The sequence below is a fragment of the Enterococcus sp. DIV1726a genome, assembly GCF_051710985.1.
Lineage (GTDB): Bacteria > Bacillota > Bacilli > Lactobacillales > Enterococcaceae > Enterococcus_B > Enterococcus_B hirae.
The window spans coordinates 2,330,869-2,350,379 of record NZ_JBIOLS010000001.1; the positions used below are offsets into that span (position 1 = coordinate 2,330,869).

Here is a 19,511-nt window from a genome sequence, read left to right on the forward strand (position 1 = left end):
TTTTTTATAATGAATGAAAGAAAAAGAAAGGAAGCGATCAATCAATGGTTTTTGCTACTGAAAAAGAAGCCTATCAATTACTTGATTTACTAGGCATTCCCTATCAAAAGGTGGATCATCCACCGATTACTTCTGTCAAAAATCTGCCATTTACACTACCAGGACCTCAAGTGAAGAATCTCGTGTTAAAAGCAAAAAAAGGGAAACAAATTTATCTTGTTATCTTACCTGATGAAAAGCAGGCAAATTTGAAACAACTTGCAGAACAGCTGAATGAGAAGCGTTTGTCTTTTCTTTCAGAAGAACAGCTCCTTGATTTATTAGGGGTAGCTCCCGGTACTGTTACACCTTTTGCATTGATGCATGATCAAGAAAAAGCGATTCAAGTAGTGATTGACTCAGCCATTGATCAAACTTCTACCGTAGGATTTCATCCAAATGTCAACACGACAACATTGATCGTATCGTTTTTAGATTTCATCAAGATTTTAGAATACCTTGAACATCCACCTATCTACGAAGATTTATAAGCACGGCTATTTGTGATAAAAAGCCCAACATACAAAAAATGAGGTTCCTCCTAAAAATTGTACGTAAAAACAACAATTTATAAGAGGAACCTCATGACTTATGTCTCAGACTAAGCTTCTTTCACACTCTAAACCATGTTACATAAACAGCAATCACTTGAAACCAATCACCATTTTTAACATACAATAGTGGTCTCAAAAACCATTACTGATTTTCACCGAATGACACATTACTTCTTCATTGCAGCTTTTAAAGCTGCAGCAAGTGGGCTTTCTTCCGGTTCTTCTGCTTGCGTGTACTTTTTCAATAAACGACGTTCTTCGTGCTTCGTCATTTTTTTCTTTTGTTCTTTTTTATCTAACATTTTTTCGGTCGTCCCATCATATTTACAACGGAAATAAGCGCCATTTTTGCCTTCGATGATCTCCATTTTCCGATGACATTGCGGACAACGGTGGTTCGAGACTTTTGGATCTTTTCTTCTACGGTAATGACAATCTTGATTCGTGCAGACATAGATTTTGCCATCTCGAGTATTTTTTTCTCTAAGATTGGAACCGCAGTCTGGACATTTTTTCTGTGTGATCGAGAAATCTTGGTAAGATTGTTTACTTGTTTTGATTTCTTGTACCAATCGTTTCGTTTCTTTTTCAATGCCCTTTAAAAATTGGCTGGCTTGTTTTTGCCCCGCTGCAATTGCTTCTAAGTCTTTCTCCCAGCTTTCTGTTAAATCAGGGGTCACTAAGGAAGGATTGACTAATTCCAATAATTGCTTTCCTTTTGGTGAGACTTGCAAGCCTTGCGGTGTTCGTTCCATCAATTCCGATTTGATCAACTTTTCAATGATTTCAGCACGAGTTGCCGGTGTTCCTAAACTATGTTTTTCCATAAGTCCTAGTAAACTCGCCTCTGTCAAAGGCTTAGGCGGTGCCGATAGTTCTTTCTTGATCGTAAATTCTGGTTGGATACGCATTCCCTCCACCCAGTCCACTTCATTGCTGTCCTTTTGACTGACATCTTTCCAGCCAGCTTGAAGGACTTGATTTTGATGGAACACAAATTGTTCTTTGCCAAATGTCACAGTCACTTTTGTTTGACTGATTTTGTGTGGTTCAGCGAATAATCCTAAGAATCGAGTAACAATCATCTGATAGATTTTTTGTTCTTCGTTGCTAAGTTTCTCATAGCGTGGACGATTTTCAGTTGGTAATAACGCATGGTGATCAGTGACTTTACTGTCTTGAAAGACTTTTGTTTGTCGAACAACTGCCCCATTTTTTAAATACTGTTTCACTTCTGGTGAAAAATCGCTGACCGCCTGTAAACGCTCTTTCATCGTACTTTTCATATCACTCGTCAGATATTTGCTATCTGTACGAGGGTACGTCACGATTTTATGCGTTTCATATAAACTTTGGACCAGTCCCAAAGTTTTTTTAGCAGAGTAGCCATAACGTTGGTTTGCTTCTCGCTGGATCTCCGTTAGATCATAAGGTAATGGTGCCGGCTCCACTTTTACTTTTTCTTGGATGGCTGTCACAGTCCCTTTATTTTTAGCTAACTCTTTCACTAACGATTGAGCTTCTTCATGAGATTTCAATGCGAATTGATTTTTTTGAACCATCTTTGCTTGTTGTTTTTGCACATCTAATAAAATTGAAAAATAGGTTTGTGGTCTAAATGTTTCAATTTTCCGTTCTTGTGTTCTAACCAATGCGAGTGTTGGAGTTTGAACTCGACCAGCAGATAGATTATCTTGATACTTCACAGTCAGCGCCCGTGTTACGTTCAATCCTACTAACCAGTCAGCTTTTGCCCTAGCTAGCGCCGAATAGTAAAGTGCATCATAGTCTTTTGCGGGCTTCAATTGTTTGAATCCTGTCTTGATTGCTTTATCTGTTTGGGAAGAAATCCAAAGACGTTTCACTGGTTTATTAAAACGGACGTACTCCAAGATCCACCGAGCAACCAATTCCCCTTCTCTTCCGGCATCTGTAGCGATCACAGCCTCTGACACATCTTTACGTTGCGCCAATTGCTTGATTGTTTTTAATTGGTGACCTGTTTTAGGCAGTGGTTTGATTCCTAAATTTTTAGGAATCATCGGCAACGTTTCCATTTGCCAACTTTGCCATTCTTTATTGAGGTCTTCAGGCATTTTCAGCCCTAACAAATGACCAAGGGCCCAAGTAACGATCACCTTGGGTCCTTCGTAATAATTTTTGTGTTTTTGATTAGCACCAAGCACCTTGCTTAGGTCTTTCGCAACGCTTGGTTTTTCCGCTAGAATTAGTTGTTTCATAAAATTCCTTTCTGCTTTCTAAAGTGATTGGCTGATGATTTTTCAATAAGGCTAACCCTTTATATTGTTGAAGATCATCATCACATTCTTCACACCAGCGCTCGTCTCCGTCATTCCAGAAGGCACTTAGAAAGTTGCTTTTTGCATGGATATATTCGTATTTATTTTTGATTGCAAGCCATTTTTGTTCATAATTAACCTGTGCTTCTTCAAAAGAATCAAATGTTTCTTCTACTTCGATATCCTCTTCCCAATTCTCAAAGAACCACCAAGGCTCATTATCTCCGAACATTGTCACTACTTGATACATACTCGTGCTCCTTCTCTACGATTTTACTAGACTCATCTTAGACACTTTTCAAGAAAGTTGCAAGAAATTTCTCTTATAAAAGGGACATTTTATGAATTTGTCTATTTTAAAGAAACGTACTACTTATTTACTTGGTAAAGTGGCAATAAAGTCATTGATCATCCAAGAATAACTCTCTTCAGGAGACACAGTTGCTTCCTTTGTGAAATAGCCTAAAAATCGTAAAGACAAATAGCCATGGATGATACTTCGCAATTCTCTGCTGCGATGCGTTTTTTCTTTTCGGGTCAAGTCAAAGGCATCAAATAATTGTAGAATGATCTGGTTCGTTTCATAGATTCCTTCTAACAAAATCTCCTCATTGGTGTGAGGGACACTGATCAGCAACTCGTAAACGGCCTGGTTCGCAAAAGCAAAAGACTGATAGACTTGTGCATAGACACGCAGCGCCTCTGCTCCGCTTTTTCCAACCAAAGAACGACGCAACGCTTCGTTTAACTCTTGTAATAATTTTGCAGTCAATGCGGTCTTTACATCACGCATATTTTTAAAATGATTATAGAGGGAAGGAGACTTGACGTCTAGCGCCTTAGCCAGGTGTTGAAAAGTGACTTGTTGAACATCCATCTCTTCCGCTAGTCCACGAAAGCAAGCGATGATTTTTTCTTGAGATAGATTTCTTTTTTTCATTTCGTTGTTCCTCTCGTATGTTAACTACTTAACAACTTTAGTTTACCATGAAAAACGAACTTAAAAAAGAGGCTTCCATTGATAAACTACACATTGTAGTTTATAATAAACGAATGTAAATGAAAATTTTCAGAAAGAAGGACATAACAGTGACCACACGCATCAAAGAAAAATTATTTAGGAAAAGAGAAACTTGGGAACAAAACTTATTTGTCTTATGGTTTGGGACTTTTATGGCAGGGATTGGGTTTAGCTTAGTTATGCCGTTTATGTCACTATACATAGATACGTTAGGTAACTATAGTACGTCGCAATTGAATTTTTGGAGTGGGTTGACCTTTTCTTCTACGTTTTTCGTCACCACATTGATTTCTCCTTGGTGGGGCAAATTAGCCGATCAGAAAGGCAGAAAATTGATGCTCTTGCGTGCTTCCTTAGGGATGGCTGTCGTTATTGCCTTGATGGGTTGTGTGACCAGTGTGTATCAACTCGTTGCACTTCGGTTGTTACAAGGGATCTTTTCTGGTTACATCAGTAATGCTACTGCCCTTGTCGCTACTGGTACGCCGAAAGAAAAAAGTGGTCAAGTCCTAGGAACATTGGCTACTGGTTCCGTCACAGGAACGTTGCTTGGTCCTTTACTTGGGGGGATTTCAGCCTCAGCATTTGGTTATCGTCCAACTTTCTTCATCACAGGAATCATTTTATTTCTCGTCTTTTTATTGAGTCTCTTCTTTGTTCATGAAACATTTGTACCTATTAAAAAAGAAAATATGGCTTCTGCCAAACAAATATTCAAAGAATTGAAGTATCCCCATGTCGTGATTGGTATGTTCGTCACAACAATGATTATTCAAGCTTCGAATAATTCTATTAGCCCAATCATTAGTTTATATATTCGTCAATTACTAAATGGACATGGCAGTGTCACGCTGATTAGTGGGATCATTGCTTCGATCCCAGGAATTGCCACATTGATCGCCGCTCCTCGTTTTGGTCGCTTAGGAGATAAAATCGGGAGTGAACGTATTTTAGCCATTGGCTTAGGATTTGCAATTTTAGTTTATATCCCAATGGCCTTTGTGACGAATGTCTGGGAACTGGCTGCGTTGCGTTTTTTGATCGGTATTTCAGATGCTTGTTTGCTTCCAGCTGTCCAAGCTTTGATCACCAAATATTCCCCACATCACGCCGCCGGTCGGATTTTTAGCTACAATCAATCCTTCCAAGCAACTGGGAATGTCGTTGGTCCAATGATTGGTTCGAGCGTTTCAAGCGTGTTTGGTTACCGAGGAGTCTTTCTTTCCACTTCTTTACTTGTTTTAGTGAACTTCTTACTAGTACGTCGTAACACACAAGAAATCCATGACAATGAGCTTGTTGACTCATCAGAAACATCCGATACACCTGTCCTTTCTTCAGACAAACACACACAACCTCATGGACATTGATTGCTTACTAATAGTCAATCTGGATAAACAAGAACAATAGTCATATTCCAGATTGAAGAGACCCCCAAAAGCTCAATTGGCGTTCCATTGCTTTTATTTACATTTGGAAACAAGGAGCAACGATTGATATCGATTTAGATTGATAAAATTTGGAAAATAAAGGACAAGGTGTCAATAATAGGAAAGATAAGTCTAATTTTGATGTTATAAATCAAAATTAGACTTATCTTCTTTTTGAGAAAGGATTATTGTTCCACACTCATAAATTTTATATTTTCTAAGTTATAAATGAATGATCATTTTACATATTACTGTCAATCCAAGCAGTATCATTACCTACTCGAAGATAAAGGTACATTGACTTAGTGAGCCCATTGCTAGACAAGGCACCTTTTACTCCACCATATGCTGAATAACCTGCTTGTTCTTTTTTTCTAAATATCCCACTAGAAATCGGAGACCAAGAGCCAAAACCAGCAAAGTTTACACCATAGATTCTATCAATTTGATCATATCCACCTTGCACACTTGTATAATCAGCTTTAAAAACTAATTCAAACCCAAATGAAAATCCATGAATAGCTGTCCCTTTACAAATAGAATACCCAGATCCGCTAGTCCAACTTCCACCTTCTCTCCAAGTACTACGTTTTTGATTTGTATTTTGAGAGTCTTCAATATCCTTTGCGATATTTTCTATTACACTATTTTTATTGACTATATTTCCCTCTTCATCATAAAATACTGCATCCGTAAAATCTACCTGAATCTTTTCAAATGTGCTTGTCGTTCTGTTATTAGTATAATTTTTTGTTTCAAACACATATTTGCTTATTCTTGAAGTTTTTTGTTCCAAATTATAAACATTATCAAGACTTAATTCTAATGGTTCATTGGCTTGTGATGAAATTATATCTGAAGCATGAACATTAGTAACACCATTAAAACATGTTAAAGCTGTAACACTTAATATTCCTAATCCAACCATCTTCCTAAAAAACATTTGCATTCCTCCTATAGTATATGATATTATTTTCCACAAGGTTATAATAACACTTATTAAAAAATATACAAAGAAAACGCTATCTTGTATTAAAATAAAGCTTTTTTATAAAAAGGAGAATAATTAAAATGGGGAATTTAATTATAAAACTAGTGTTATCTTTTAGACTTATTTTTACATTTTTAGTTATTATTTTAGTAGTCCTCTCTATCACTTATATTATAAAAAATTTGAAGAACAAAAAATAAAAAAGAGCGTGTTTGGCAACATCAAAAATAATTATTTTATTCCTAACAAAATTGATAAAAACACACCTTAAATTAAAGAGACCTCCAAAAGATAGACCAAAAAATCTAACATTTGGAGATTTCTTCAATTTCTCAAGCTTTGTTATTTCCACGTTCTTTTAGATATTCTGAAAGTAAGGCTAACCCTTTTTCTAATGTTTCTTTCCTGCAACAATACCCTAAGCGCGCATGTTGAGGCACCCCATAGGCACTACCTGGGACCAGTAAGACACCAGTTTCTCTCAGAAGATCAATACAAAATTGCTCATCATCTTCTGTTATGTTCAAGCGAATGAATGACGTTGACACGTGATTCGGCAACACTAATTGGACATTTGGTTCATCAGCCAGCCATTTTTCAACGATGGCTAAATTCTCCGAAACGATTTTTTTATTTCGTGCAAGGATCTTTTCTTTATTCCTCAGTGCGTGAACCGCTAATGCATCTGACAAAACACCACCGCTAAGTACTAAATAGGTATGGTATTTTCTTAAACGCTCAATGATTTCTTGATTCGCTGCTACCCAGCCGATGCGTATACCAGGAACAGAATAAGTCTTTGACAATGAATTAGTCGTAATCCCCTTGTCATACAGATCCACGATTGAGACAAAATCTCCCCCTGCTAATGGGGCATACACCTCATCCATCAAAATATACGCATCGACTTTTTCGGCAATTTCGATAATTTCTTCCAATGTTTGGCGATCCAACAATGTACCTGTTGGATTATTGGCACTGTTTAAACAAATCATTTTAGTATTTGGTTGGATCACATCAACTAATTTCACACTATCAAAACGCCATTCCTCTTCTTCTGTGAGTGGTACGAAATCAACAGTTGCACCTAAAGATTTGGGTAAGTCATACAATTGCTGATAGGTTGGCAACATGGAGACCACATGATCTCCTGGTTCAATCAATCCATACAGCGCCAAAAGGTTCGCCCCAGTCGCCCCATTGGTTTGAATAATGTTTTCTGAAGAAAGCGATTGATACAAAGAAGCGACTTCTTTTTTGAAAGTTGCCGTCCCCTCGCTCCACCCATAATCCAACGACGTTTTACTCAAAGATTGAAAAAAATCAGTAACTGTCGTTCCGTCTAACCCAATCAGTTCTTCTAACGTCAGTGCTTCGATGGAACTTTGTGCAAGGTCATATACTGCTTCTTTTTCCCACTTATTCAACCATTCTTCCAGTCCAAAATGTGTGATTTCCATCTTTTTCGCTCCTTTTGCTTTCTTCAATATTTTTGATTCACTACTTTCTATTCGTTGATACTCAAACAAACCAAGAACCATTCGTCTCTCCTAATCCTAGATGCCATGTAAATGAGATAAACGGTAGGTTTCCTTTTTTATTATACTCTCTTTTTAAAAATAACGCTTTCAAATAGATAGAACCGCCTGTTGAAAAAGTCGCCTGACACTGTTTTCTTCAGAAAAAATTATTAGACAAAAATCTGAAATCTCTTTGCTTCAAAAACCCCTTACTGATATTTCAGAAGACACTCTAGCAAAAAAAGCCGAGGAATACCAAAAATAGGCGAAACTATTTTCGGATTCTTCGGCTTATTTCTCAGAACTAAACTTGTCTTAACTCTTTTCTTGTTCTTCTAACAAAAGAAAGTTGTTCAAAGAGCTGTTCGCAAGCAAGATTTACACATATTGCAAGACTTTTTCTTTATTGTAGGCATGATCAATCAAGCCACCACCAAGGCACTCCATTCCATCATAAAAGACGACAGCTTGACCTGGTGTGATCGCCCGTACAGGTTCATCAAAAATTACTTCGGCACGATCACCTTCTAATAACCGAACCGTTACCGGCACATCTTGTTGGCGGTAGCGGAATTTAGCTGTACATTTAAATTCCTTTGGCATTGGTTCATTCGTTGTAAAATGGATTTCGCTCGCATCAAGGCTTGTTGCATATAAGGCAGGATGATGAAATCCTTGTCCTACATATAACGTATTCGTTGCAAGATCTTTTCCGACTACAAACCAAGGTTCTTGTGATGCACCGCCACCACCAATCCCTAGGCCTTGTCTTTGACCGATCGTGTAATACATCAATCCAGCATGTTGACCTTTGACTTCACCATCAAGTGTCACCATATTTCCTTTTTTAGCTGGTAAATAATTACTTAAAAATTGTTTAAAATTCTTTTCGCCTATAAAACAAATCCCAGTGGAATCTTTCTTTTTAGCAGTTGCTAAACCTGCACGTTCCGCAATTTCACGTACTTGTGTTTTTTCCATACCACCTAGTGGGAACATTGTTTTCGCTAATTGTTCTTGTGACAATTGGCTTAAGAAATAAGTTTGATCTTTGTTGTTATCTACACCACGAAGCATATGTGCTACGCCATTTTCGTCACGCACTACTTGCGCATAATGCCCAGTCGCTACGTATTCAGCACCTAAATCCATCGCATAATCTAAAAATGCTTTAAATTTGATTTCTTTATTACACATCACATCTGGATTAGGTGTCCGTCCTGCTCGGTATTCAGCTAAGAAATATTCAAATACACGATCCCAATATTCTTTTTCAAAATTGACAGAATAATAAGGAATCCCGATTTGTGAAGCAACTTTCGCTACATCCTTATAATCTTCCGTAGCTGTACATACACCATTTTCATCCGTGTCATCCCAGTTTTTCATAAAGATCCCAATGACGTCGTAGCCTTGTTCCTTTAGTAAAAGTGCTGTTACAGATGAGTCGACACCGCCACTCATCCCAACGACAACACGTGTCTTGCTGTTGTCTTTCATGGTATCACCATCATTTCAATTAGATTTTCTGAAATCATCTACGAGTTGAAGGTCGCAACTTTTCAGTGCTTTACATTATACGATATATTTTTGAAAATTTCATCCCTTATTTATCAAAGTATCAGTAGAGCCTTTTAATGACTTTCAAAAAAATTGGAATCGTCTTTTTATCATTTGCTTTTGTTCAGTCGATTGATCATAGTTAAAGACTATCCACATGAAGAAAATAAGCGTAAGGAAAGAATATAAGTAGCAAACAAATAATTGAGGATTAATAGCACCATCTTTGTTAAAAGATATACCTGATACGTTAAATAAAATGATTTTTCTTCTTTTCAATTTGTATCATTTTTTTCACCCCCCAAAAAAAAGCCAGCCCAAAATACAGATTAGGTTAAGGAAAATAATGATTCTTTTTAAGAATTTGGATTCAATTTTTGTGGATAAAAACAAGTTAACCCCTCTGATGATCCAACAACTCATCATCACGAATATAAAAAAGACGTAATGATAGTTGTTGATACGTGGAATGAAGTACAAACTAGTCAAAACAATCGGACTAAGTAACAAAAACGATGTTAGCATTGTAGCTTTTTTTAATTTTAATGATGGCATCTTTTTTCTCCTTTGAAATAAAAGTGATGTTTTTTGTTTATTTGTTTTGTAAAAAGTTAAGTAAATAACCTATAATTTCCCTAAGTTGCATAAAATTGAAATATGTAAAAAATAGATAGTTGGTAAAAAGTAAGATCCCTCTTATTTTTTGATGGCTAACCTTGGTGGAGCAGTAGAGCCCAATTATTCCAGGTATAATCATACTCATGATTAAAAACAGTCCTTGGGGGCTATTTACTCCATAATAAAAATGCACACATACTAAGCTACTAATTGACCAAAACATAGACAAACCTAGACATATTAAATAAAATTTTTTATTCACTTTTTCCCTCCTTTCATCCGCTATGACAATAAAGCCAAATCCAACCATAGATACAAATAAGATTAAGTATAATCACTAATCTTTTTAATCCTTGAGAAGCAATACTTTCAAAAAAAGCAAGCTCCCTCTACTGCATCTCCAACAAGAAACAATCGATCGCATAAGAAAATCAACGTTGTATCTTGTACAATAAGCATAATAAAACCAAGGGATATTCCTAAAAAATATAGCCTTCTATTAATAAATAAATTGCTTAAAGTAGGTGGTGAAGAACTAATTACTACCTGTTAGCCAATTAATTTTTTGCTTTTCCCTCACTCTTAACTTATTCTTTATAGCCAAGAAATTTCGTTAATCAAAAGAACCACGTGAAAATAAGTAGCAAAGAAGTAATTGATCCCTAGTAATACCCACTTAATTTTTCCATCCTCGAGTTGTGCAACAAGAATAAGACCAACCATATTGCTTGTTCTTTTATAACGACGGGCATAGCAATTAAAATAATACAAATGCTTAATAAACTTAACGAAACAATCACACAGGTTTTACTTTTTCTAGAAACATTCATACATCTCCTTTTTTATCGTCTAGACTTTTTTCGTTTACATTTATTTTTCTCACTTTTTATACAAACCGTTGATCCATTTCAACCGTTTTCATTCGTCAATTTATCCTTATAAATCAAAAATTATGTAGAGCAGAAAGACCACGTGAAAATAAGTAGCAAAGAAGTAATCGATCCCTAGTAATACCCACTTGATTTTTCCATCCTCGAGTTGTGCGGAAAGAATAAGTCCAATCAAGCCAAAGTAAGTCAGTAAAATCAACGCCCCAATTATCTCCCAAGAAAAATGTCCAGCTAATAAGTAATTCCCCCAAATAAAACAGGCAAGTGAAAATAGCAATGGTAAACTAACTATAACCATTTTTCCCCATTTTTTTTGTGAACTAAAAAATAGCATCGTTGATACAAATAAATAGCACAATCCTACCATAATTATTAACCAACCAGAGGGTTCAAAAATAAAAAGTCCTAAAACGATAAAAATGGCAAGTCCATGGACACAAAGAAAATGGACAATCACGACGAATCCTCTTAAGAACTTAGACCGGCTACCTCTCGAAAAAATCAAGCTGACTCCACTCAACACGCAACAAGAATAATAGGATAAGAGCAACCACGCTGCTTGTTCCTTTATAACGAATGGCAAAACACCTAAAGCGATACAACTACCTAACAACCCCAACGAAACAATCGTACAGGTTTTACTATTTTTTGAAATCATCCACACAGCTCCTTTTTTATAGACTGGATCTAATTTCAATAGAAACATTTCTCTCACCGTTCATTGCTTGGTTCTTACTCATTTAAGTTCGTTTGCTCTTATTTTTACGCTCATTGCCAAAAAAATTTCACAAAGGTATTGAAAACGACAAGTATTTGCAAATGGGTAGCAAAAAAAATAATTGATCCCTAATAAGAACCATCGCCAACGTGTCTGTCGGATCTTCATTGATAAGTAAATTCCTGTAATACCAAGAATAATCATCAATAATTCTAAAAATAACCCTTCGATATCTAAGTAAAAATCATAAATATAGTACAGCGTTAGGAAACAACTAATCGATAGAATCATAGCAAGACATAGCCCTTTATGGTCAACTATTTTTTTCATCTTTTCTCCTTCAATAATTTAAAAAATGCCAAACCGATTCAATTAAATCGTCGCCAAATATCAAACCAATTATCAAGCCAGCTATACAGCCAATTATAGAGACTGATAAAATTTAGAAGGATCACTACTATTTTTAGATAATTAGATTTGATCTTGGTAGCAAAGAAAAGGCTAGCGCCACCTAATAACCAACACGTAATCCTCACTAACAATAGAAACTTAAGCTCATCTGTTTGGATATAGCCAACATAAGCAACACTAAGAGATAACGCTAACAAAACAAATGAAATGATGGTACAGGTTTTACTTTTTAATGGGATCATTTTCTTCTCTCCTTTTCATTCTTCAAACACATTTTTTAGTATTTTTAATAAGAATACTCATCTCTCCTAAACACTTGCCTTTGTCAAATACCTGATAGTTATAGACCAAAAATCAAAACGACGATATGGAAATAGGTTGCAAAAAAATAATTGATCCCTAAGAGAACCCACTTGACTTTTCTATTCTCGTTCTTGAGGTTCGCCGCAAGAATAAGACCAACCAACCCAGACAAACTTAGTAAAATCAAAAATCCAAGCGTACGCAAATAATCCCCAGAGGTAAGGTAACTGTAGTGGACCCTGATAAAAAAGCCAGCTGACAAGATCATTGGTAATCCTAAACAAATGATCGCTACTCGTTTCTGATCTTTTGTTTTCACTAACCAGATAGATAGTAGCAAATAAGCAATTAGCGCAATAAGCCAATCAAATCTTGCAATACTAACAAAGCCGATAAAAATAAATACGACTCCAAAAATACAAGCAAAATGAATGAAAGCTGCCCATCTTTTTAAAAGTTTTGAATGTACACCAGTAGAAAAAAGCAAACTGAGTCCACTGAGTAAACAACAAAGATAATAGATGAACACTAGACTGATCTCTATAAAAAGTCCGACTGACAAAGCCATTGGCAATCCCAAACAAATGATCGCCTCGCGTTTCTGATCCTTTTTTTTCAGTAGCCAAATTGTTAGTAGCAAATAGGCAATTAAATCATTTCTTTGAATACCAATAAAACCGATAAAAATATATAAAACCCAATAAAGACAGCCAAAATGAACGATAGCTGTCCATTTTTTTAAAGGGGTGGCATACACTCCGGTAGAAAACAACAAACTAAGTCCACTGAGTAAAAAGCAAAGACAATAGATTAACACTAAACTTACTTCTGAAAGGTTGTGAAAAGATTTCACAATTATCCCAACAGAGCCCCTCATTACCAATAATGTACCTAGAAAAATGCTACAGACGAAGAAAATCATTGAATACTTCGTACAGGTCTTACTTGTTAGCGACAACATCCATACTACTCCTTTCTAACAAAAAACCTTTTTATATTCTAACAAGCTACTTTCCTTTCCAGTAATCGATATGTATGTAAGACGTCTCAATGAAGAAAGATGTAGATATGGTAATAAGTTGCAAATAAATAATTAATACCCAAAAGTATCCACTTGGCTTTTCCCTTATCGAGCTGCGCTGAAAGAATCAGACCACTTAAACCTGATAAATGAAGAATGACTATGTATCCAATGGTGTCCCATGACCATCGTCCCCCATAAAGGATTAGTTCGTAATTGAGCTTGATAAAAAAGCCAGTTGAAATAATCATCGGTATCCCGAAGAAAGTGATCGCTAGCCATTTCTGCTTGCTTGCTGTCAGTAAAACGATAGCTAAGAACAAATAAAGAACGATTAAAAAAAGTACATAGAAAAGAAAAGCAAAAATAAAAAGAGAAAACCAATAAACACTACTAAAATGAATAATCGCCGCTGTCCGTTTCAAAATTTTTGAATGCGTACCTGTAGAAAAAATCAAACTGAGACCACTGAGCAAACAGCTAAGATAATAGAAAATCATCAGACTTCCTTCTGGAAGATCACTTAACGGAATAAATCCATAAACTTTACCAAGCAAACCAACAATCATCAACATCATTAAGAAAAAACTACCGATTAAGAAATTTCTTGAAACCTTTATACACGTTTTACTGTCTAGCGATAGCATTTGTACCACTCCTTTTTTATTTTTCTAACTAATTTTTTAAAAATGTAACAGAAAATAAACCGATCAATCCTGACACCATGATAAGAAAGAACGAAACCAACATTCTAAAACCAAGATAATACAGAACAAATTAAGGAATATAATGATTCCTTTCAGTTCTTTATATTTTGGTGGAATAATCAAATTGATCCCGCCACTAATCTAACACTCATATATGTAAACGAAAAAAATGCTGGATTTGCCTTCTTGTCAGGAATAAAATAAAAACTTATGAAAACAATCGAAATAGTTAATAAAATTAATGGGACTTTCGTATAATCCTTACTTTTTAGTGAAAAAATACAATAACTCCCCTTTTTTAGGTGCCAACTGATTATCTAAAAAAACATTTCATCTTTCAATCACTTGCCTTTATCGACTATCTGATTGTAGTTATAGACCAATAATCAGAATGACGATATGGAAATAAGCAGCAAATATATAATTCAACCCTAAGAGCATCCATTTGACTTTTCTGTTCTCGTTATTGATGTTTAATGAGAGAATAAGTCCAATTAACCCAGACCAACTCAGTAGAATCACATAACCAATCAATTCCCAGCTAGTCCCCGAAGTTAGTAGCTCGTAATTGATTTTGAGAAAGAATCCTGTTGAAAATAACATCGGTATTCCCAAGCAAACGATTGCTATCTTTTTCTGATTGTTTGTGTTTTTTTTCAATAATCGGATAGATAGCAGTAAATAAGCAATTAGTACAATGAAAAAATCATATCTTTTGATACCTACAAAACCGATAAAAACGAGAACAATACAGTAAACATAGCTAAAATGAATGAAAGTAGCATTTCTTTTTAACGTTTTTGAATAGGATCTTGTAGAAAAAAACAAACTAAGCCCACTTAGTAAACAACCAGGATAATATATGTATGCTACATTTTTGATACCTACAAATAATTGATTAAACATGCCGTTGCCGTAAAAAGCTATTACTAGTAAAACCAACGGCAAAATACTACAAGCCAAGAAAATCTTCGAAAGCTTCGTACATGTCTTACTTGTTAATGGTAACATTGCCTCACTCCTTAAAAGTTCATCTGTTTATGTATTTTTGATTGACTGTTCTAAACACCTCTATCCCAAACCATATAGACACTGACATGGATAGCACCAAACCAACTAGATAAGCCTTCATTCTCATCTTCTCCTTTTATATTAATGAACAAAGTAAAATAGAATTATCATAATCTGTGAAAAAAACATTTATAAAAAAAACTACCCTTTTACCATTTTTTCTAGAAATAATCGATTACAAAATCTAGATTCAGCAAAAAAGTTAATTTTTTCCAAAAAAACGTTATTTTAAATTAAATAAAAACTAAAATTTAATAACATATAAATATTATAATTATTGACTAAGTTTATTCCCCTTTCTATAACCCTCTAAATGAAATTTATAATAATCTATGATATTATTGTAAAAGAAAAACAATACCGCTCACAATTATGCTTTAATTTATTTCGTCCTAGCTGTTACCCCTTGTTTTACATCTTAATAAAAAAACATATATAATATAAATTTAAAGATATACAATTATTTTTCATTTGTTATTATTTTACCATAAAAACTTAAGTGAAATACCCGTGGAATTTGAATTCTTTTATATCGTTACCTGTTTATGGACACTTTTGTTTGCTGTCTCTGTCACTAATGACCATGTAGATACAACGACTAATGATCAGCTGACTGAATACGATGATTTTCCCAAAAATAAATACGCTCCCTTTAGTCAAACCTTTGAACAAAAGCCAAATTACGATATCTATGATTTATTGAATACCGCTCAGCCCAGAAATATTATTTTTGGGAGAGAACGAGCGTTTTTTTCCAGATATAGTTTCTCTACATTATGTCATTATCGTGAAATAAATTTATGAAGAGATTCATCTGATTAACGACAAAGAAAAACCTTTCGTTACATTCAAACAATCAAAGTAATATACAAAGGAATTAAAAAAGGCTCTTAAGTTCGCCTTATCAGACGAACTTAAGAGGCCTATTTTTTATAGACTAGCAGAAGTATTTCATGCTCTTATTTTTGTTTCAGACGTGCTAATTCTTGTTGTTTGGCTTCGTAAATTTCTTCAATGTCATCTTCTGACAACGGTGTGCCAAAGGGTTGTTGCACTTTCAACAGTTCTCTTTCTGGCGCATCTACACCGACATTCACATCATTACCGATCGGTACACTATAATGATGGATATGTCCATGAAGATTACGGATACTATCGTTTGATCCCAGCAACATTGGATAATGAGTCAAATAGTATTGCTGATGATTGAATTTGATGATAGTTCCGACATCATAAAAATAAAACTTTTTTGAACCAACCTTGTTTCCTGGATCATGTTTTTCTAAATACCTGAAAAAAGCACGGCTGTCATGGTTCCCCTTGATCAAATGGATTGTCCCATTGAGTTGTTGCACCAACTCCAGTATGTCTTGGCTACCTTTTTCATATTGTGGATGCATCGCCAGATCGCCTAAGTGATACACGTGATCGGTTTCTTTGACAACTTTATTCCAACTATCTATTAGCTGCTGATTCATTTCTTCCACACTAGCAAATAAACGAGGGGCAAAATCATTTTTGCCTAACAAGTTTTTATGAAAAAAGTGCATATCACTAATAAAAAAATTCATATGGACCCCTTCTTACTTCCTTTTCTTTTAGGGTAAACAACATCAAAGAATTAAACAAATATTAGCTCTTTTTCTAGCAAAAGTGATTGTCTGTTTAACTAAAAAGCGGTTGTTCATTGTTCTCATTGCCCATTGTGTACAATGCTAGAAAAAAGTAATCACAAGTAAATCATGGTAAACTTAAGGAAAAACAGGAGGTATTGATTATGCCTATCAGCTTTCATACTACTCTGACTCCTTCAGCAATCGAGATTACGTTACCAAATGAACATGGGAAGATGACTATCACAAAAGAAAAACCAGCTCTACCTGATCATTCACTTTATCTATTTTTCAAAAACAAACAATGTATCGCAATCGGTCAAACCGTGGTACCTAAAAGTTGGGATCACATCGTATTGGTTCAACTTCCTTGGGATCTTGAAGCCAGTCATCTAAGCTACCTACTTCAAGAACAGGCAGAATCAACAGGATTGACAGTAGAAATCGATGATTCCGCAAAAGAAACGATCCCTCAAGTACAAGTCAAAAAGTTAGCAGAACCAGTCGAAGAAATCACAAAAATCTTGGCAGTATTTGGTTACTCTTTAGAAAAAAGCAGTCCTCAAAAGAAAAAGCCGGCAAAAGCAAGACATCGTTGGACGAAAGAAGTTAGTGAGATCCCTTTTACCGTTAATTTTAGAAACAGTCAGGCAACACTTTATTGGATCAGTCGAAATGAATTATTGATCAAAAAGGGGGCTATACTATTAGCGAAAGCTCCTTTAAATAAAGACGGTTCCGTCAGTTATGCGGCAAAATATGGGGATAAATTACGTGATGATTATAAAGATAGCATTGTAGAAAATAAAACGAGCAAAGATATTATCGTCAAAAGCGTCAATGAAGCAAGTCTGTTACTCTACTTCGGTGGAACAAACAGCTGGTTAGAAATCATTGATGAAAATGGTAAATCCTTAGATGAGTGGACAAAAGTAGAATAGAGGAATGGTTATTCTCTAGCGATTGTCCCGTTTCAATAGATAGTAAAAAAGCAAAGAAATCAGCTTTACTAGCTGTTCTCTTTGCTTTTTTTACTGGCAACAATGATAGATACGTTCGACTTCCTTAGACTTTTTCAAATAATCCTCGGCTGATCATACCATCCATCAAAAAATAAAATTTATCTTGACTCATTTTTTGTCGGTCGTCTTTAAAAATATTGACTGCTTTCAATCCGTTAGCTGTCGTAATAGACATTTTTAGTGTTTGGATATCCTTTGAAACAGTGATTTTTAGTTTAAACCCTTCTTTGCTTTGTGGGGTTGCATCTAGCGGACGGATCAACTGATAATTGCCGCCATTTGTTTCGGTAAATCCATTGTCTCTCAAAGTGTAACGTTTTGCATCTGGATGTAAACGATAACTTGTTTTTGCTCCTAAAACTGTGGCTGTTTTTTCAAATGCCATGATTTTCACCTCGGTAAATTGATTTCTACTTTTATTATAAAAGTTTCTTGCATCATTTACTAGGTTTTTTCCAACTTAGATTGATTGGATCAATACATCAAGAAAACGTTGGACTTCTTCTTTGGTATTGCCGTAACCAAAACTGATTCGTATGGATTCTTTAAGGATTGGTGTATCTTTCCCATACATTGCCTCCAGCACATGCGAAGGTTCGATATTACCAGCTGTACATGCTGACCCAGTAGATATCGCAATCCCATTAAGATCCAACTTCATCAAAAGTAAGTCATTCGCAACACCAGGTAATCGAAGGTTTAACACATGTGGTAATTTGTTGTTTAAATCACCATTGACTTGATAAGAAATTCCTTCTTTTTCCAAGGTATTCAAAATCAATTCTTGGAATCCAGCATATTTTTCACTTCGAGCTTCACGTTCTTCGGCAGTTAAAAGTTTGACCGCTTGCGCCATTCCCCAAATACCTGCGAGATTTTCAGTACCTGCTCGCCGCTTTTCTTCCTGTTCTCCACCTAAAAGTAGTGAAGGAATATTTATGCCATCTTTTTTATATAAAAATCCTACGCCTTTTGGTCCATTGATTTTATGGGCAGAGATGCTAAGTAAATCCACACCTAACTCCCTTGGATGAATCGTCTGATTCCCATAAGCTTGAACTGCATCGGTATGAAAATAAGCAGGATGTTCCCGCAACCGTTCGCCGATTTCTTTGATTGGCATCAAATTCCCGATTTCATTATTCCCAAACATGATCGAGACTAAAATCGTTTCATCGCTTAATGCTTCATCAAAGTCAGTTAGTGAAATATTGCCTTTTTCATCTACTGGTAAATACGTGACTTCAAAGCCTTGTGTTTCCAGATATTTCATTGTATTCAAGACAGCAGGATGTTCGATAGCGGTAGTGATCAAATGATTCCCGTCTTTTTTTCGTGAAAAAGCCGTTTCAAGGATCGCTGTATTATCGCCTTCTGTCCCTCCACTATTAAAAATGATTTCATGATCATTGACTTGTAAACTATCAGCAATAAGTTGTCTTGCTGTTTCTAACTTTTCATGGGCAATTCGGCCGAAGCCATGGATACTCGAAGGATTCCCAAAGGTTTCTTGCATCATTGTGGTCATTTCTTGAATGACGTAGGGATGCATGGGCGTCGTCGCTGCATGATCCAAATAGATTTTTTCCAACTTCTTTCATCCCTTCCAAATAGAACTAGGCACATTCTAGCATAAAATAAGAAAGTTACCAAAGAAACAATCGCTAAACCAGGATAGTTTCCCAACTTTTAGAAAAAAATTCGTTCCACAATTCGTGCTAC

Annotated in this window: 19 protein-coding genes; 4 read left to right on the forward strand and 15 right to left on the reverse strand. The window is 35.5% G+C overall.

All coding sequences use genetic code 11. From position 1 onward, the window contains the following. The first annotated feature begins 44 nt into the window (after window positions 1–44). The gene (locus IGJ27_RS10570; RefSeq protein ID WP_178305724.1) at window positions 45–530 is read left to right on the forward strand and encodes a prolyl-tRNA synthetase associated domain-containing protein; all 486 of its coding nucleotides are present in this window, start codon (window positions 45–47) and stop codon (window positions 528–530) included. 230 nt (window positions 531–760) lie between these two features. Here the strand turns inward: IGJ27_RS10570 and IGJ27_RS10575 are convergent, their stop codons facing one another. The 3 genes from IGJ27_RS10575 to IGJ27_RS10585 all read right to left on the reverse strand — a co-directional run bounded on the left by IGJ27_RS10575 (window position 761) and on the right by IGJ27_RS10585 (window position 3,833). Continuing rightward, window positions 761–2,833, reverse strand: coding sequence for a DNA topoisomerase III (locus IGJ27_RS10575; protein ID WP_178305723.1), 2,073 nt, complete (start codon window positions 2,831–2,833; stop codon window positions 761–763). Then, complete coding sequence (locus IGJ27_RS10580; protein ID WP_010720800.1) at window positions 2,766–3,143, reverse strand: DUF1033 family protein; 378 nt, start codon at window positions 3,141–3,143, stop codon at window positions 2,766–2,768. Before IGJ27_RS10580 ends, IGJ27_RS10575 begins: the two co-directional genes overlap by 68 nt. A gap of 123 nt (window positions 3,144–3,266) precedes the next feature. Continuing rightward, complete coding sequence (locus IGJ27_RS10585; protein ID WP_010720801.1) at window positions 3,267–3,833, reverse strand: TetR/AcrR family transcriptional regulator; 567 nt, start codon at window positions 3,831–3,833, stop codon at window positions 3,267–3,269. A gap of 149 nt (window positions 3,834–3,982) precedes the next feature. Here IGJ27_RS10585 and IGJ27_RS10590 point away from each other — a divergent pair, with 149 nt between their 5' ends. Continuing rightward, the gene (locus tag IGJ27_RS10590) at window positions 3,983–5,284 is read left to right on the forward strand and encodes a multidrug efflux MFS transporter (protein WP_081128488.1); all 1,302 of its coding nucleotides are present in this window, start codon (window positions 3,983–3,985) and stop codon (window positions 5,282–5,284) included. A 301-nt stretch (window positions 5,285–5,585) separates the two neighbouring features. Here the strand turns inward: IGJ27_RS10590 and IGJ27_RS10595 are convergent, their stop codons facing one another. The 9 genes from IGJ27_RS10595 to IGJ27_RS10635 all read right to left on the reverse strand — a co-directional run bounded on the left by IGJ27_RS10595 (window position 5,586) and on the right by IGJ27_RS10635 (window position 15,094). Continuing rightward, window positions 5,586–6,287, reverse strand: coding sequence for a hypothetical protein (locus tag IGJ27_RS10595; RefSeq protein WP_225792577.1), 702 nt, complete (start codon window positions 6,285–6,287; stop codon window positions 5,586–5,588). Window positions 6,288–6,667: 380 nt separating this feature from the next. Then, window positions 6,668–7,795, reverse strand: a complete 1,128-nt coding sequence (locus IGJ27_RS10600; protein WP_034700652.1) for an aminotransferase — start codon at window positions 7,793–7,795, stop codon at window positions 6,668–6,670. Between the two features lie 438 nt (window positions 7,796–8,233). Beyond that, the gene (gene mnmA, locus IGJ27_RS10605) at window positions 8,234–9,355 is read right to left on the reverse strand and encodes a tRNA 2-thiouridine(34) synthase MnmA (RefSeq protein ID WP_010720804.1); all 1,122 of its coding nucleotides are present in this window, start codon (window positions 9,353–9,355) and stop codon (window positions 8,234–8,236) included. Between the two features lie 1,614 nt (window positions 9,356–10,969). After that, window positions 10,970–11,581: a hypothetical protein gene (locus tag IGJ27_RS10610; protein WP_178305722.1), complete on the reverse strand. Its 612-nt coding sequence runs from the start codon at window positions 11,579–11,581 to the stop codon at window positions 10,970–10,972. A 78-nt stretch (window positions 11,582–11,659) separates the two neighbouring features. Next, entirely contained in the window at window positions 11,660–11,971 is a 312-nt protein-coding gene (locus IGJ27_RS10615; RefSeq protein ID WP_240273605.1) for a hypothetical protein, read from the reverse strand. A gap of 38 nt (window positions 11,972–12,009) precedes the next feature. Continuing rightward, entirely contained in the window at window positions 12,010–12,294 is a 285-nt protein-coding gene (locus IGJ27_RS10620; protein WP_178305721.1) for a hypothetical protein, read from the reverse strand. Window positions 12,295–12,392: 98 nt separating this feature from the next. Continuing rightward, a complete protein-coding gene (locus IGJ27_RS10625; RefSeq protein WP_256733904.1) occupies window positions 12,393–13,172 on the reverse strand; it encodes a hypothetical protein in 780 nt (259 codons plus the stop codon). Window positions 13,173–13,402: 230 nt separating this feature from the next. Beyond that, window positions 13,403–14,023 carry a hypothetical protein gene (locus tag IGJ27_RS10630; RefSeq protein ID WP_178305719.1) on the reverse strand — a complete coding sequence of 207 codons (621 nt, stop codon included), beginning with the start codon at window positions 14,021–14,023 and terminating at the stop codon, window positions 13,403–13,405. A gap of 432 nt (window positions 14,024–14,455) precedes the next feature. Then, window positions 14,456–15,094, reverse strand: a complete 639-nt coding sequence (locus IGJ27_RS10635; RefSeq protein ID WP_178305718.1) for a hypothetical protein — start codon at window positions 15,092–15,094, stop codon at window positions 14,456–14,458. Window positions 15,095–15,664: 570 nt separating this feature from the next. On the opposite strand from IGJ27_RS10635, the gene IGJ27_RS10640 reads away from it, so the two are divergent. Beyond that, entirely contained in the window at window positions 15,665–15,958 is a 294-nt protein-coding gene (locus IGJ27_RS10640) for a hypothetical protein (protein WP_178305717.1), read from the forward strand. A gap of 155 nt (window positions 15,959–16,113) precedes the next feature. Here the strand turns inward: IGJ27_RS10640 and IGJ27_RS10645 are convergent, their stop codons facing one another. Beyond that, complete coding sequence (locus IGJ27_RS10645) at window positions 16,114–16,725, reverse strand: metallophosphoesterase (protein ID WP_088745620.1); 612 nt, start codon at window positions 16,723–16,725, stop codon at window positions 16,114–16,116. Window positions 16,726–16,931: 206 nt separating this feature from the next. Between IGJ27_RS10645 and IGJ27_RS10650 the strand changes: the two genes are divergently transcribed. Continuing rightward, complete coding sequence (locus tag IGJ27_RS10650) at window positions 16,932–17,708, forward strand: hypothetical protein (RefSeq protein WP_178305716.1); 777 nt, start codon at window positions 16,932–16,934, stop codon at window positions 17,706–17,708. A gap of 124 nt (window positions 17,709–17,832) precedes the next feature. Here the strand turns inward: IGJ27_RS10650 and IGJ27_RS10655 are convergent, their stop codons facing one another. Further along, complete coding sequence (locus tag IGJ27_RS10655; RefSeq protein ID WP_010720816.1) at window positions 17,833–18,174, reverse strand: DUF1831 domain-containing protein; 342 nt, start codon at window positions 18,172–18,174, stop codon at window positions 17,833–17,835. A 75-nt stretch (window positions 18,175–18,249) separates the two neighbouring features. Further along, entirely contained in the window at window positions 18,250–19,380 is a 1,131-nt protein-coding gene (locus IGJ27_RS10660) for a cysteine desulfurase family protein (protein WP_063627518.1), read from the reverse strand. Window positions 19,381–19,511 lie beyond the last annotated feature (131 nt).